This window comes from Robiginitalea aestuariiviva, assembly GCF_029537735.1.
GTDB lineage: Bacteria > Bacteroidota > Bacteroidia > Flavobacteriales > Flavobacteriaceae > Robiginitalea > Robiginitalea aestuariiviva.
Genome location: NZ_JARPUQ010000002.1, coordinates 1 through 15,288 on the forward strand (window position 1 = coordinate 1; position 15,288 = coordinate 15,288).

At 55.6% G+C, this 15,288-nt stretch carries 10 protein-coding genes and 1 tRNA gene; 7 read left to right on the forward strand and 4 right to left on the reverse strand.

The annotated features are described in order from the left end of the window. Nucleotides 1-209 precede the first annotated feature (209 nt). The 4 genes from OZ410_RS06675 to OZ410_RS06690 form a co-directional block, all read right to left on the reverse strand. Nucleotides 210-1,160, reverse strand: a complete 951-nt coding sequence (locus tag OZ410_RS06675; RefSeq protein WP_277707176.1) for a hypothetical protein — start codon at nucleotides 1,158-1,160, stop codon at nucleotides 210-212. Between the two features lie 224 nt (nucleotides 1,161-1,384). Then, a complete protein-coding gene (locus OZ410_RS06680) occupies nucleotides 1,385-2,851 on the reverse strand; it encodes a glutamate synthase subunit beta (protein ID WP_277707177.1) in 1,467 nt (488 codons plus the stop codon). A 1-nt stretch (nucleotide 2,852) separates the two neighbouring features. Beyond that, on the reverse strand, nucleotides 2,853-7,352 hold the full coding sequence (gltB, locus tag OZ410_RS06685; protein WP_277707178.1) for a glutamate synthase large subunit: 4,500 nt from the start codon (nucleotides 7,350-7,352) through the stop codon (nucleotides 2,853-2,855). A 392-nt stretch (nucleotides 7,353-7,744) separates the two neighbouring features. After that, the gene (locus OZ410_RS06690) at nucleotides 7,745-8,887 is read right to left on the reverse strand and encodes an acyl-CoA dehydrogenase family protein (protein ID WP_277707179.1); all 1,143 of its coding nucleotides are present in this window, start codon (nucleotides 8,885-8,887) and stop codon (nucleotides 7,745-7,747) included. A 229-nt stretch (nucleotides 8,888-9,116) separates the two neighbouring features. Between OZ410_RS06690 and OZ410_RS06695 the strand changes: the two genes are divergently transcribed. The 7 genes from OZ410_RS06695 to OZ410_RS06725 all read left to right on the forward strand — a co-directional run bounded on the left by OZ410_RS06695 (nucleotide 9,117) and on the right by OZ410_RS06725 (nucleotide 15,088). Continuing rightward, nucleotides 9,117-10,343 carry a Glu/Leu/Phe/Val dehydrogenase dimerization domain-containing protein gene (locus tag OZ410_RS06695; RefSeq protein ID WP_277708345.1) on the forward strand — a complete coding sequence of 409 codons (1,227 nt, stop codon included), beginning with the start codon at nucleotides 9,117-9,119 and terminating at the stop codon, nucleotides 10,341-10,343. 12 nt (nucleotides 10,344-10,355) lie between these two features. Beyond that, nucleotides 10,356-11,693, forward strand: a complete 1,338-nt coding sequence (nhaD, locus tag OZ410_RS06700) for a sodium:proton antiporter NhaD (RefSeq protein WP_277707180.1) — start codon at nucleotides 10,356-10,358, stop codon at nucleotides 11,691-11,693. Between the two features lie 65 nt (nucleotides 11,694-11,758). Next, nucleotides 11,759-12,451, forward strand: coding sequence for a MotA/TolQ/ExbB proton channel family protein (locus OZ410_RS06705; RefSeq protein ID WP_277707181.1), 693 nt, complete (start codon nucleotides 11,759-11,761; stop codon nucleotides 12,449-12,451). Nucleotides 12,452-12,460: 9 nt separating this feature from the next. Beyond that, entirely contained in the window at nucleotides 12,461-12,847 is a 387-nt protein-coding gene (locus OZ410_RS06710) for an ExbD/TolR family protein (protein ID WP_277707182.1), read from the forward strand. Further along, a complete protein-coding gene (locus OZ410_RS06715) occupies nucleotides 12,847-13,743 on the forward strand; it encodes an energy transducer TonB (RefSeq protein ID WP_277707183.1) in 897 nt (298 codons plus the stop codon). The genes OZ410_RS06710 and OZ410_RS06715 overlap by 1 nt, the downstream gene beginning before the upstream one ends. Next, nucleotides 13,744-14,955 carry a bifunctional folylpolyglutamate synthase/dihydrofolate synthase gene (locus OZ410_RS06720; RefSeq protein WP_277707184.1) on the forward strand — a complete coding sequence of 404 codons (1,212 nt, stop codon included), beginning with the start codon at nucleotides 13,744-13,746 and terminating at the stop codon, nucleotides 14,953-14,955. Between the two features lie 58 nt (nucleotides 14,956-15,013). Next, nucleotides 15,014-15,088: transfer RNA gene (locus OZ410_RS06725), tRNA-Val, on the forward strand. Nucleotides 15,089-15,288 lie beyond the last annotated feature (200 nt).

The following is a 15,288-nucleotide window of genomic DNA, read 5'->3' on the forward strand; positions in this document are numbered from 1 at the left end:
AAAGCAATGCGGTGCATGCGTTACGCGCAGAAGGGAAGGGTTTAGGAGCGTGCAATGTAATGTTATAAAGCACATTACGAATTATTCCGGGGTACGCCCCCGCCCCCTTAAGGCCCAAGGTAGCCACCAGGGCTGCAACATCCCAGCACCGCACCCCGCCCCCGGGGGGAAACTACCTCCCCAAAATGAAATGCGCTTGTAGACGGGGCTTAATCCACAATAAACGTCTTGAGCATGCCTTTGGCCCGGCTACCCGGCACTTCGGATATCAGGGCATAGGTGCCGGGTTCCAGTTCCGCCTCAAAATAGAGTATTGAACCACCCGGGGCATCGTTGGTGCCGCCCAGGAAGGTGAAACCCTTTGGCAGGGATGAACTCATTAAGCCTGTAGGGGTGGCCCAGTTAATCCATGCCTCCAGGGCATCCAGGTCTGCCCCGGGCGCCACAGCCACAAGGTTTACGTCGTGGCCCACAAAATTTTCATGCACCTTCTGATCTACATATTCTACGCGGAAGATGTTTTTTCCCGCTATGGGTTTTCCGTTCCAGCTTATCCCGCTTTGCCCGCGGATGTCGATCTCCATGGTATAGGCAGGCGGGCGATTACCACTATCTTCTTCGGTTACAATCAGGGTTTTGGCCATGCCCATGGAGGTGTGGAACCTGCCGTCCGGCATGCGTACATAACATTCCATAATATAATAGCCCGGGTCCAGTTGAACCGTGGAAATGGCGGTGTGTTTAGGCGAAATTAGCCCGGTTCCCCCCGAATAAACAACCTGGTTGAACCATTCGGGGAGCGTGCCGAAGGCTGCCATTGCCGCATCCATGTTTCCTGCCATAATCTCCTGCATACCGGCCTCAAAGGCCGGTGCCACTTCGGCAATGGTGTTTTCGATGGTCACGCTGTCCGGGTATTTGTCCAGCAGGATAAAGTGTGGCTCCGTGGATTCATTCTTGTACACAAAGGTATTCCAGCCCGAAGGAATGGTGTCCGGGGCGTAGAATTCCATGGAGCGGGTCACCACTTCAATAGTACCGGGCTCCGGTTCTACTGCCGTGGTTTTTTCGGTTTTCTTGGTTTCGGTTTTGCATCCGGAAAGGAAAAGCATCAGGGCCGTAAGGCTACAACTGCTCACTTTTACCAATGTCGATTTCATGTGGAAAGGTTTTGTGATTTGAATTCGTATTTAAAAAATACTGAAAAACAAATAGATACAGCATAGGTATTGTGTCAATTGCGGCCATACCTGTGGCAATGGCAGGCAATAGCCGGCATAAGAAACGATGTAGTGGGGGCTTTGTCCTGGCGCCTGCCTCAAGGGCCACAAACAAAAAGCCACGCGATTGCGTGGCCTTCCATCAAGAAACCTATAGCTAATTCTCAGATCCGCGGAAGGTCTCCCTCCCCTTTCAAAGGCAGCTGCGAACTGCCCGTCAGATAGGTGTCTATATGGTGTGCAGCCTGCCGGCCTTCAGAAATGGCCCAGACAATCAGGGACTGCCCCCGTCTTTGGTCTCCGGCGGCGAATACTCCGGGTACATTGGTCTGGTAATCCGTGGCAGGTGCTTTGATGTTGGTTCTGGGGTCCAGTTCCAGCCCCAGTTCGTCCGCAATGGACGTTTCGGAACCGGTAAAGCCCAGGGCCAGCAGGGCCAGCTCACAAGGCCATTCCCGTTCAGTGCCCTCCAGTTCCTTAAGCTGCGGCCGTTTTCCGGGTTCAGTAACCCACTCCACATCTACCGTTACCAGGCTCTTTAGTTTTCCGTTGGCATCTCCCTTAAAAGTTTTGGTGGAGATGGAAAATACCCGTTCCGCCCCTTCCTTGTGGGAGGTGCTGGTGCGCAGCCGCATGGGCCAGAAAGGCCAGGGCTGGTCTTCCGGCCGCCCCACCGGGGGCTTGCCCAGGATCTCAAAGTTCGTGACGGAGGCCGCACCCTGGCGCAGGGACGTCCCAATGCAGTCCGAGCCGGTATCTCCCCCGCCAATGACCACAACATGTTTTCCTTTTGCGCTCAGCTCCAGCCCGCTGTAATCGGCGCCGGCTACTTTGCGGTTGTTCTGGGGCAGGAAATCCATGGCCTGTACCACGCCTTCCAGGTCTGTCCCGGGAATGGGAAGGCTCCGGCGTACGGTGGCACCTCCGCAGAGCAGCAGGGCGTCAAATTCTTCCCGCAGGCTGCTGGCGGAAACATCCTTGCCTACATGCACCCCGCAGCGAAAAGTTATCCCCTCGGCTTCCAGAACTTCCAGCCGGCGGTCTATCACCTGCTTTTCCATTTTAAAGTCCGGGATCCCAAAGCGCAATAGCCCCCCGGGCTTTTCGTCCCGTTCAAAAACGGTTACCTGGTGCCCGGCCCGGTTCAGTTGCTGGGCGGCGGCCAGGCCGGCCGGCCCGGAGCCCACAACCGCTACCGATTTTCCGGTGCGTGTGGCCGGGGGCTGGGGCTTGACCCACCCTTTTTTAAAGGCCGTCTCCACAATGTTTTTTTCGATGTTTTCTATACTTACCGGGTCTTCGTTAATCCCCAGTACGCAAGCTTCTTCGCATGGGGCCGGGCAGAGGCGCCCGGTGAACTCCGGGAAGTTGTTGGTGGAATGCAGGATTTCCGCTGCCCGTTCCCATTTTCCGCGGTATACGGCGTCATTAAAATCCGGGATCAGGTTGCCCAGCGGGCACCCGCTGTGGCAGAAGGGAATGCCGCAATCCATACAGCGCGCCCCCTGGTCCCGTACGGCTTTTTCCGAAAGGGGTTTGGTGAATTCCCTGTAGTGCTTCAGGCGCTCTTCCACAGGCGCATAGGTTTCCACCTTGCGCTCGTATTCCATAAATCCGGTTGTCTTACCCATCTTAAATCGTTTCTATTTGTTCGTTTTCCAGGCGGATCAGGGCCTGTCGGTATTCTTCCGGGAACACCTTTACAAAGGAAGGCAGGTAGCTTTCCCATTGTTCCAGGATTTCCTGGGCCAGCGGGCTAAAGGTGGCGTTGTAGTGGTTCTCAATCAGGCCGCGCAATTCTGCAACGTCTCCGTCTTCCTCTACGGGCAGGAGGTTAAGGGACTCCAGGTTGCACTTGCGACGGAAGGTCTTGTCCCGGTCCAGGACATAGGCGATCCCGCCGCTCATCCCGGCTCCGAAGTTGCGTCCCACGGACCCCAGGATTACGGCAACCCCGCCGGTCATGTATTCGCACCCGTGGTCTCCAATCCCTTCTACCACGGCGCGGGCCCCGGAATTCCGGACGCAGAAGCGCTCCCCGGCTTTCCCGTTAATGTAAGCCTCCCCGGAGGTGGCCCCATAGAGGCAAACGTTCCCGGTAATGATATTTTCTTCCGGTTTCAGGGTCGACCCTGCAGGTACTTTGATTACCAGGCGGGCCCCGGAAAGGCCTTTACCCAGGTAGTCGTTGGTATTGCCATTGACCACCATGGTCAGCCCCCGGGTGGCAAAAGCCCCGAAACTTTGCCCGGCAGAACCGGTGAAGTTCAGGCGGAGGGTATGTTCCGGCAGGCCTTCGGCCCCATAGATCTTGGAGATCTCGTTGCTGATGATGGCCCCTACGGCCCGGTCTGTATTGCGGATGGGGAAGTCCAGGCTGGTTTTCTCCTTCCGGAACAGGGCGGGGTGCGCCTTTTCGATAATGTCGAATTCAATAGACTGGTCAATCAGATGCTGCTGGGCCGTGGTGTTGTGGAATTTGGTGCCTTTAGGCACGGCTACCTGGTGCAGGATAGGGCTCAGGTCAATCCCGCGGGCCTTATAGTGGTCAATAGCCTGGCGGCGGTCCAGCTTCTGAACCTGCCCCACCATTTCATCCACAGTTCGGAAGCCGAGTTTGGCCATGATCTGCCGCAATTCTTCCGCAACAAAATACATGTAGTTCACTACGTGTTCCGGCTTGCCCTGGAATTTCTTCCGCAATTCCGGGTTCTGGGTGGCTATGCCCACGGGGCAGGTATTCAGGTGGCACACCCGCATCATGATACAGCCCGAGGCTACCAGGGGGGCGGTGGCAAACCCGAATTCCTCTGCGCCCAACAGGCAGGCAATGGCCACGTCCCTTCCGGTTTTCAGTTGCCCGTCGCACTCCAGGACCACCCGGTTGCGCAGGTCGTTCATTACCAGGGTTTGCTGGGCTTCGGAAATGCCCAATTCCCAGGGCAGGCCGGCGTGTTTCAGGGAGGTTAGGGGAGAGGCCCCGGTACCCCCGTCATGTCCTGAGATCAGAATCACGTCTGCCTTGGCCTTGGCAACCCCGGCGGCAACCGTACCCACTCCAACTTCGGAAACCAGTTTCACATTTATACGTGCCTCGCGGTTGGCAGATTTCAGGTCGTAAATCAGCTGGGAGAGATCTTCAATGGAATAAATGTCGTGGTGGGGGGGAGGCGAAATCAGGCCCACATAGGGGGTTGAATTCCGCGTTTTGGCAATCGCCGGGTTCACCTTTGGCCCCGGCAGCTGCCCGCCTTCGCCCGGCTTGGCGCCCTGGGCCATCTTGATCTGGATTTCCCGGGCATTGGCCAGATAGTTCGAGGTTACCCCGAAGCGGCCTGAAGCCACCTGTTTGATGGCGCTGTTCTTCCAGTCGCCAGTCTGGCTGCGGTAAAAACGCTCCACGTCTTCGCCCCCTTCGCCCGAATTGCTTTTCCCGCCGATGCGGTTCATGGCAATGGCCAGGTTTTCATGGGCCTCCTTGCTGATGGAGCCGTAAGACATGGCCCCGGTCTTAAACCGTTTGACGATCTCCGTCCAGGGTTCCACCTCTTCCAGGGGGATGGGGTCGTAGTTGGCGAATTCGAAAAGCCCCCGGATGGTCATCAGGTGCTTGGACTGCTGGTTCACCAGCTCCGCATATTCCTTATAAGTCTTGGGTTCGTTCTGACGCACTGCCTTCTGGAGCTTGGCAATGGTCATGGGGTTAAACATGTGTTTCTCCCCGTCCCGCCTCCAGCGGTATTCCCCGCCAATTTCCAGCTCCAGCTTGGCGGCCAGATCCTTGCGGTCAAAGGCGTTGTGGTGGCGCAGGGCTACCTCCTTTTCCAATTCGTACAGGCCTACCCCCTGAATGCGGGTGGGGGTGTTCGGGAAGTATTTGCCCACCAGCTGGGTGTTCAGGCCAATGCACTCAAAGAGCTGGGACCCCCGGTAGGAATTCAGGGTGGAGATACCAATCTTGTTCATCACTTTCAGAATGCCCTTGCCAATAGCCTTGTTGTAGTTGGCAATGGCTTCTTCAAAAGTCACATCCGTAATGTTCTGCTCTTCCAGTTGCTCGGCAATAATCTCGTTCACCAGATAGGGGTTGATGGCGCTCGCGCCAAACCCGAACAGCAGGGCAAAGTGGTGCACCTCCCGGGGCTCCGCAGATTCCACGATGATGCTCAGCTTGGAGCGCTTGCCCAGCTTGCTGAGTCCGCTGTTCACATAGGAGGTGGCCAGCAGGGCCGGGATGGGTGCTTTTTCAGCACTCACATACCGGTCTGAAAGGATAATGATATTGGCCTCCTGGTCTATAGCATCGCAGGCCTGCTGCAGGATGGATTCCAGGGCATCCTCCAGGCCGTTGTGGCCGCGGGCCACTTCGTAGAGGATGGGGATGGAGACCACCTTGTAGTCCGGGCTGCTGTCGTAGTTTTTAATCTTGTCCAGGTCTTCCTTGGAAATGACCGGGTTCTGAATCTTGAGCTTGCGGCAGTGCAGGGGCTCAATGTCGAAGATGTTGTGGTCGCTGCCCAGGGTAAGGCTGATGTCGCAGATCAGTTCTTCCCGGATACCGTCCAGGGGCGGGTTGGTAACCTGCGCAAAGAGTTGCTTAAAGTAGTTGTAGACCAGTTGCGGGCGTTCGGAGAGCACGGCAATGGGGGTGTCCGAGCCCATGGAGCCTATAGGTTCCTTTCCGGCCTTGCTCATGGGCAGGATAATGGTGTTGATGTCTTCCAGGGTATACCCATAGGCGGCTTTGCGTTTGTCCAGGGGAACTTCGCCTATAAAGAGGGGGCACTCCCGGTAGGGGATGTCCCGCAGGTGGACCAGGTTTTTGTCCAGCCATTTCCGGTAGGGATAGCGCCCGGCAATTTCCTCCTTGATTTCCTCGTCGTTAACAATACGGCCCTCCTCCATGTTCACCAGGAACATTTTACCCGGCTCCAGGCGCCCGTGGAAGGAAATGTTTTCGGGCTCCAGGTCCAGGACCCCGGTTTCGGACGACATCACCACATACCCGTCTTTGGTTACCGAATAGCGGGAAGGGCGCAGGCCGTTCCGGTCCAGGACCGCCCCAATGTAGTTGCCATCGGTAAAGGGGATGGAGGCCGGGCCGTCCCAGGGCTCCATCAGGCATGAATTGAATTCGTAAAAGGCCTTTTTGGAATCGGACATCTCCGTGTTTTTCTCCCATGCCTCGGGGACCAGCATCATCATGACCTCCGGCAGGGAGCGCCCGGTCATCAGCAGGAGTTCCACCACCATATCCATGGTGGCCGAATCCGATTTGCCCGGCAGGATCACCGGTAAAATGGCCTTGATGTCTTCCCCAAACCAGTCGCTGGCCATGAGTTCCTCCCTGGAGCGCATCCGGGACACGTTCCCGCGCAGCGTATTGATCTCACCATTGTGGCACATGTAGCGGAAGGGCTGGGCCAGGTCCCAGGTGGGGAAGGTGTTGGTGGAAAAGCGCTGGTGAACCAGGGCAAGGCGGGTCACCACCCGGGGGTCCATCAGGTCCTTGTAATAAAGTTTAATGTCCATGGGCATCAGCAACCCTTTAAAGATGATGATGCGGGTGGAAAGGCTGGGCAGGTAAAAATAACCGCGCTCAGAGAGCTTGGAGGCAAGGATGGCATGTTCGGTTACCTTGCGGGCCACAAAGAGTTTGCGGCCGAATTCCGTATCGGAAGCGGCCTGCCCCATGCCAATAAAGACCTGCTTTACAAAAGGCTCGGTTTCTGCGGCAATGCGCCCGGGCACCCGACGGTTTACGGGGGCATCCCGCCAACCCAGGAGTTCCAGGCCCTGCGCGGCCAGGTGTTTTTCGAATACTTCCACACAGTACTGCCGCTGGTTTTCCTTCTGGGGCAGGAATACATTGGCTACCGCATACTGCCCGGGATCCGGCAGCGCAAAGGAGCACACCTCCTTAAAGAATTCATGGGGGATATCAATAAGGATCCCGGCTCCGTCGCCGGTCTTGCCGTCTGCGCTTACCGCCCCCCGGTGCTCCAGTTTCTCCAGGATCTCCAGGGCTTTGTGGATAATATCGTTAGACTTACGGCCTTTCAGGCTGCAGATAAACCCGGCGCCGCAGTTGTCGTGTTCAAATTCGGGGAGGTACAGGCCCTGTGGTTTCATAGTTGCTGTTTTAGGGAATGCCAATCCGGGGCTCAAAACACCTCATTTACAGGTGTTAATCCTACATTTGCGGATTGCACGATTCGCTCAAAAATAGCATAAAGGCTATCATAAATTCAAGGGGATTTGTGATATCCTGTAAAAAATGCAGCGTTCGGAATAAAACCTTAAATTATTTTGAATATGGAAAAATCCTCCCCAAAGGATTACGGATCCCTAAAATTCCGGCGGATTCGGGGAGCAGAAATATCAAAACAGGGGGGTGTTCGGGGTTGTGTGGGGGAAATAGTAAAATTGCCCCTGCCTGGAGGGGGGTGCGATGCCTATATGGACTTATTTTTCCTGGAAAAAAGATGGAATCCCGGGGGTGCTGCCGGGATTCCACTGGGATTTTAGTCTTTCAGGATGCTTCTGGAGATCACGATCCGCTGGATTTCCGAGGTCCCTTCGTAGATCTGGGTGATCTTGGCATCCCGCATCAGGCGTTCCACATGGTATTCCTTGACGTATCCGTTCCCGCCATGCACCTGCACGGCTTCCACTGTGGTGTTCATAGCCACCTCGGAGGCATAGAGCTTGGCCATGGCGCCGGAAAGGTCATAATCCCCCCCGGAATCCTTATCCAGGGCAGATTTGTAGACCAGCATGCGGGCCGCCTCTATCTGGGTGTGCATGTCCGCCAGTTTAAAGGCAATAGCCTGGTGGTTCGCAATTTCGGTCCCGAAGGCCTTGCGCTGCCTGGAATAGGATTTGGCCAATTCGTAAGCCCCTGCGGCAATCCCCAGGGCCTGGGCTGCTATCCCTATGCGCCCTCCGGCTAAAGTCTTCATCGCAAACTTAAAGCCGAAGCCGTCTTCCCCGATCCGGTTTTCCTTGGGTACGATCACATCATTGAAGTTCAGGGAATGGGTATCGCTGCCGCGGATGCCCATTTTCTGTTCCTTAGGCCCGATTTCAAAGCCCTTCATCCCTTTTTCCACAATCAGGGCATTGATCCCTTTGTGCCCTTTCTCCGGGTAGGTCTGGGCGATAACCAGGTAAACATCCGCGCTACCGCCATTGGTGATCCAGTTTTTGGTGCCGTTCAGCACGTAGTGGTCCCCCTTGTCCAGGGCTGTGGTTTTCTGGGAAGTGGCGTCGCTGCCGGCTTCGGGTTCGGAGAGGCAGAAGGCCCCTATGATTTCCCCAGTGGCCAGGCGGGTGAGGTATTTCTCTTTCTGAGCTTCGGTGCCGTAGGTTTCCAGGCCCCAGCAGACCAGGGAGTTGTTCACGGAAACCACCACGGAAGCCGAGGCGTCTACCTTGGACAATTCCTCCATTACCAATACATAGGAGAGCGTATCCAGGCCGCTGCCCCCGTATTTGGGGTCTACCATCATCCCCATAAAACCCAGTTCCCCCATCTTGCGGATGGCATCCGCCGGGAATTCCTGTTTTTCATCCCGTTCAATCACGCCGGGAAGGAGTTCGGTCTGGGCGAAGTCTCGGGCCGCCTGCCGCACCATTTCCTGTTCTTCGGTAAGAGTAAAGTCCATAAGGTTTTAATATTCTGTCAATGAAGCACTACAAAGATAGCACCTGCTTAGAAGAAATTCAATAAAAACAACGTCTTGTTGCGAATATTTAAAGACCCTTCATTCGCCCTTTTTCCGCCTTTCGGTTCATTTCATAAGGTGGATGGCGGGGGTAATTCCTATATTTGTGATCGGCCCGGCAAGATGCGTTTCGGGCCCGTTTGCTGACCAAACACTTCCGAATATGCTGATGAAAGAATTGCTGGAGCGCTATGAAAACAAGGCGCCCGAGATTGTATTCCACTGGAAAGACCCGGAAACCGAGGCCGAAGGCTGGACGGTGATCAATTCCCTGCGGGGCGGAGCGGCCGGCGGGGGCACCCGGATGCGTGAAGGTCTGGACCAGAACGAGGTGTTGTCCCTGGCCAAAACCATGGAGGTGAAATTTACCGTTTCCGGCCCCCCAATTGGCGGAGCCAAATCCGGCATTAATTTCAACCCGGACGACCCCAGGAAGAAAGGGGTGCTGGAGCGTTGGTACCGGGCCGTTTCCCCCTTGCTGAAGACCTATTACGGCACCGGGGGAGACCTGAACGTGGACGAGACCCTGGAGGTTATCCCCATTACCGAAGACGCCGGGGTATGGCACCCGCAGGAAGGGGTGTTTAACGGGCATTTCAAACCCACGGAAGCCGATAAGATCAACCGCATCGGGCAATTGCGGATGGGGGTGATCAAGGTGCTGGAGCATTCCCGGTATTCCCCGGACCTGAGCAAAAAATACACGGTGGCCGACATGATTACCGGCTTTGGAGTGGCCGAAGCCGTGCGCCACTACTATGAGGTATCCGGCGGCAGCGTGGAAGGCAAGCGGGCCGTAGTGCAGGGCTTTGGGAATGTGGGCAGCGCAGCAGCCTTCTTCCTGGCCAAAATGGGCGCCCGCATTGTGGGCATCATTGACCGGGCCGGGGGGGTGATGAACCCGGACGGCTTTACCTTCGAGGAGGTGGTGGAGCTCTTCCGCAAGAAAAAAGGCAATGCCCTGGTGGCCGATCAATTGGTGCCCTTTGATGAAATCAACCAGAAGATATGGAGTATGCAGGCCGAAATTTTTGCCCCCTGTGCGGCCTCCCGCCTGGTCACCCGGGAACAGATCGACGCCCTGATCGATTCGGGGCTGGAAGTAGTGTCCTGCGGGGCCAATGTGCCCTTTGCGGACCGGGAAATCTTTTTTGGTCCCATCATGGAACATACGGACCAGCGGGTGAGCCTGATCCCGGACTTTGTGTCCAACTGCGGGATGGCCCGGGTCTTTGCCTATTTCATGGAACGACGGGTGGCTATGGACGACGCTTCCATATTTAATGACACTTCAGACACCATAAAAAGGGCAATTTTGAATATATTTAGGCAAAATCCAACAAAGAAGAATCTGAGCCGTACGGCTTTCGAGATTGCACTGAACCAACTCGTCTAAACCGAACCTTTCATGGAAACCCTTATCATTATCGTCTTTCTGGTCGGGTATCTGGCCATAACCCTGGAACACAACCTCAAAATCGATAAACTGATCCCGGCCCTGGCCATGATGGCCATCCTATGGGCAGTAATCGCCCTTACCCACATGCCGGTCTTTGAGGTCAATGCAGAACTCAAAGAACTGGAACCCACCCACCTGGATGAGATCCTCCTGCACCACCTGGGCAAGACGGCAGAAATCCTGGTCTTCCTGCTGGGGGCCATGACCATTGTGGAAATTATCGATTACTTCGATGGTTTTGCCACCATTAAGGGATATATACGCACCCGGAGCAAACGCAAGTTGCTCTGGTTGTTCTCCATCCTGGCCTTTATATTGTCTGCGATTATCGATAACCTCACGGCCACCATTGTCCTGATAACCATCCTTCAAAAAGTGATCAAGGATCGGGAAACCCGCCTTTGGTTTGCGGGCCTGATTATCATCAATGCCAACGCCGGAGGGGCCTGGTCGCCCATTGGTGACGTAACCACCACCATGCTCTGGATTGCCAACAAGGTTTCTGCATCCCAACTGGTAATACATGTATTGGTGCCGTCCATTATGTGTACGGTGGTACCTACTTTAATCGCAAGCCGCAGTAAGGTCTTCACCGGGGAATTCGAGGCAGATCTCTCCGGGGTGGAAGAAAAAAAATCCCGGTTTGGCCCCACCATGCTTTATTTGGGGCTCGGGTCCATCGTATTTGTGCCCTTTTTCAAAACCATCACCCACCTGCCACCCTATGTGGGTATGATGCTATCCCTGGCCATTGTTGCCACCTTTGCCGAGATTTACAGTAGTGCCAAGTTCAGTATCTCTTCCGTAGACAAGGAGGAGAGCGATGCCCATGCCATGCACAGCCCGGTTCACGCTTCCCTTTCCAAGATCGAGCTGCCCAGCATCCTCTTTTTCCTGGGGATCCTGTTGGCCGTTGCGGCGCTGGAATCTCTGGGGCTCTTGTTCCACTATGCCGAAAGCCTGAACCAGGCTATTCCAAATACGGATATCGTGGTGCTGTTGCTCGGGGCCGGGTCTGCGGTAATCGACAACGTGCCGTTGGTGGCTGCCAGTATGGGGATGTTCTCTGCAGAGCTGGACAACCCGCTCTGGCACTTTATCGCCTATTCCGCAGGAACCGGGGGCAGTATGCTTATTATTGGTTCTGCAGCCGGGGTTGTGGCCATGGGCATGGAGAAAATCGATTTCTTCTGGTACCTGCGTAAGATTGCCTGGCTGGCCCTGGCGGGCTTCCTGGCCGGTGCTGTGACCTTTATCCTGCTGCGGGATTTTGTGCTTAACGTATAATTTGTCGGGGCGAATACTTAAAAGGGCAAAACCCCGTTATTACTAGCAACGTTTAACTGAGAACTATGCTCTTGTTTCAGGATGCCGCGGGCGCTTCCCAATTGGAGGAAATTGCGTCCGAGGAAAAGACCTTATCCGTAATCGACCTGATTTTCAATGGTGGCACCGGCAGTGTGGTGATCATCACCGTACTGTTTGTGATGCTGGCCGTGGCCATGTATATCTATTTTGAGCGGCTGTTGGCTATTAAGGCTGCCTCGAAGATCGACAAGAACTTTATGAACCAGATCCGGGACCATGTAATGACCGGGAAGCTGGAAGCGGCCAAAATCCTCTGCGCCCAGACGGACAGTCCCGTAGCCCGGCTTACCGAAAAAGGGATATCCCGCATTGGAAAGCCCCTGGACGATATCAATACGGCTATCGAAAATGCCGGCACTCTGGAGGTCTATAAACTCGAAAAGAATGTGAGCATCCTGGCCACCGTGGCCGGGGCTGCGCCCATGATCGGGTTTTTGGGGACCGTAATCGGGATGATCCTGGCCTTTCACCAGATGGCTACCAGTGGCGGACAGGCCGAAATGGGGGCCCTGGCTTCCGGGATCTATACCGCCATGACCACTACCGTAGCCGGTTTGGTGGTGGGGATCATTGCCTATGTGGGATACAACCACCTGGTGAACCGCACGGATAAGGTGATCCATAAGATGGAAGCCAACGCGGTAGAATTCCTGGACCTGCTGAGCGAACCCGTATAACCCCGTATCATGAAGCTTAAAGGACGCAACAAGGTTAGCCCGGAATTCAGCATGTCCTCCATGACGGACATCGTCTTTTTGCTGCTGATCTTCTTCATGCTTACAGCCAACTCCCCGAATGCCCTGGATTTACTGCTGCCCAAGGCCCGGGGGAAATCCACCAATACCCAGAATGTTTCGGTCACCATTAACCGCGACCTGGAATATTTTGTGAACAACCAGCAGATTAACGGAGAATACATTGAAATTGAATTAAAAAAGGCACTGAAGGACCAGGAGAACCCTACCATAATCCTGCGCGCGGAAGAGAGCGTGGCCATTAAGGAGGCTGTACGGGTAATGGACATTGCAAACCGGAACCAGTATAAAGTGATCCTGGCAGTGCGTCCGAATTGATGGCGCTGTTAGATACGAGACACAAGAAAAAATCCTTCACGCTCACCACCATCCTGTTGAGCGTACTCCTCCTTTTGCTTTTTTACATCGGCCTGACCTATATGGAACCCCCGGAGGAAAACGGAATTACCGTAAACCTGGGCACCATGGAATTCGGGATGGGCGACCAGCAGCCGCTGGAGCCCGTACGCCGGCAGCAACCCGTGCCGGAACCGGTAGAGGAGGCCGTAAGCGAACCCGAGCCCCAGACGGAGCCTGAGGTGCCGGAAGAAGCCGCAGCCACCGATGCCCCCACCGAAAAGGTCCTGACCCAGGACCAGGAGGAGTCCGTGAAGATTAACCCCGAAGAAGAAGCCCGGAAAAAGGCCGAGGAAGCAGCCCGCAAAGCCCGGGAGGAAGCCGCGCGCCTGGAGCGGGAGCGCCAGGCAGAAGCCGAACGCATTCGCAAGGAGGAAGAGGCCAAAAAACGACAACTGGACGCCATGATGGGCGGGCTGAATACGTCCGACGGCACAGCCGAAGGCAGTGAAGGCAACGATAACAGGGCCGGCGACAAAGGGCAACCCGGGGGCGACCCCTATGCGGCCACCTATTACGGCGCACCTGGGAGTGGTTCAGGTACCGGCGGCTATGGCCTGGGTGGGCGAACCCTGGCCAGCAGCGGCAAGGTGGCTCAGGATTGCAACGAAGCCGGGCGTGTAGTGGTGCGCATTGTGGTAGACCGTAATGGCCGGGTTATCGATGCTACCCCGGGCGTGCGCGGGACCACAAATAATGCGCAATGCCTGTTGGAGCCTGCGCGTAAAACGGCATTCATGCACCGCTGGAACCCGGATTCCAAGGCCCCGTCCCAGCAAATTGGTTTTGTGGTGGTCAACTTCAAACTCGGGCAGTAGATGGACTACCGGCAGACGCTGGACTGGATGTTTGCCCGCCTCCCCATGTATCAGCAGCGCGGGGCTGCCGCCTATAGCGGTAAGCTGGAGCCCATCCGACATTTCACCGCCTATCTGGGGCACCCCCAAAACGAATTTAAAAGCCTGCATATAGCCGGGACCAACGGCAAAGGGTCCAGCAGTCATATGCTGGCATCCGTCCTGCAGGAAGCCGGATATAAAGTCGGCCTATATACTTCCCCCCACCTGAAGGATTTCCGGGAACGCATCCGCGTAGGCGGGATTCCGGTGTCCGAAGCCTTTGTGGTTGAATTTATTCGGGACCACAAGGATTATATCGAAAAAGCGGGCCTTTCGTTTTTTGAGCTTACCGTAGGCATGGCCTTTGCCTGTTTCGCCGCCCGGAAGGTAGACCTGGCCGTGGTGGAGGTGGGCCTGGGCGGCCGCCTGGATGCCACCAACATCATTCGCCCGGAGGTGGGCCTGATCACCAATATTGGCCTGGACCATACCGAATTCCTGGGCGAGGACCCTTTGCAGATTGCCAAGGAGAAAGCCGGGATTATCAAAGAAGGGGTACCCATCGTGGTCAGCGAGACCCAACCCGGGGTAGATGGGGTATTTAGGGAAGTAGCCGCAGCGCGTCATGCCCCCCTTACCTTTGCGGACCAGCAGGCCTGGCCGGAGTACCCCCTTTCCCTCCTGGGCGAATACCAGCAGAAGAATGTAAAAGGCGTTTTAGCGGTCTTATCCCTGCTGAAGGGTTTTCCCCTTACGGAAGAAGATATTGCCCAGGGCCTGATGCACGTGCAAAAAAATACCGGGTTGCTGGGGCGCTGGCAGATCCTGCAGGAACACCCCCGCGTCCTTTGCGACACGGCCCACAACCTGGAAGGCCTGGAACTGGTGATGGCGCAGCTCAAAGCCCAGCGGTACCGCCAATTGCACCTGGTGCTGGCCTTTGTAAAAGGCAAGCCCCTGGACCAGTTGCTGCCCTTGCTGCCCCAGGATGGCCTCTACCACATTGCCCCCATGGCTATACCCCGTGGGATGCCTGTAGCAGCATTGGCTTATGCCCTGGATGACCACGGTCTGGATTACCGGGAATACCCTTCCATTCCGCAGGCGTACCGCGCTGCGCTGGAGCAGGCTTCCCCTGAAGACCTGGTGTTTGTGGGCGGCAGCACCTTTACGGTAGCCGAAGTCCTCTGATTTTTTCGTTTTTTCTTTTGGGAAACAAAAAACGATTCTATATTTGCACACCCTTAACGGGCTCTTAGCTCAGTTGGTTCAGAGCACCTGCCTTACAAGCAGGGGGTCGTTGGTTCGAATCCAACAGGGCCCACATCAAGCAGAAAACCCCGCAACGCAAGTTGCGGGGTTTTTCATTTCAGGAGAAAGCCGAGTTTACTCGAGCTTTCGGATGAAATGAAAAAACCATCGATTCGCGGATGCGAATCGGGGTTTTCTATTTGCAGAAGTGGTTTCCCGGTTTGGATCACAGGTGAAGCCTGTAATCCTTTCCCTGGATCACATGCACAGCGC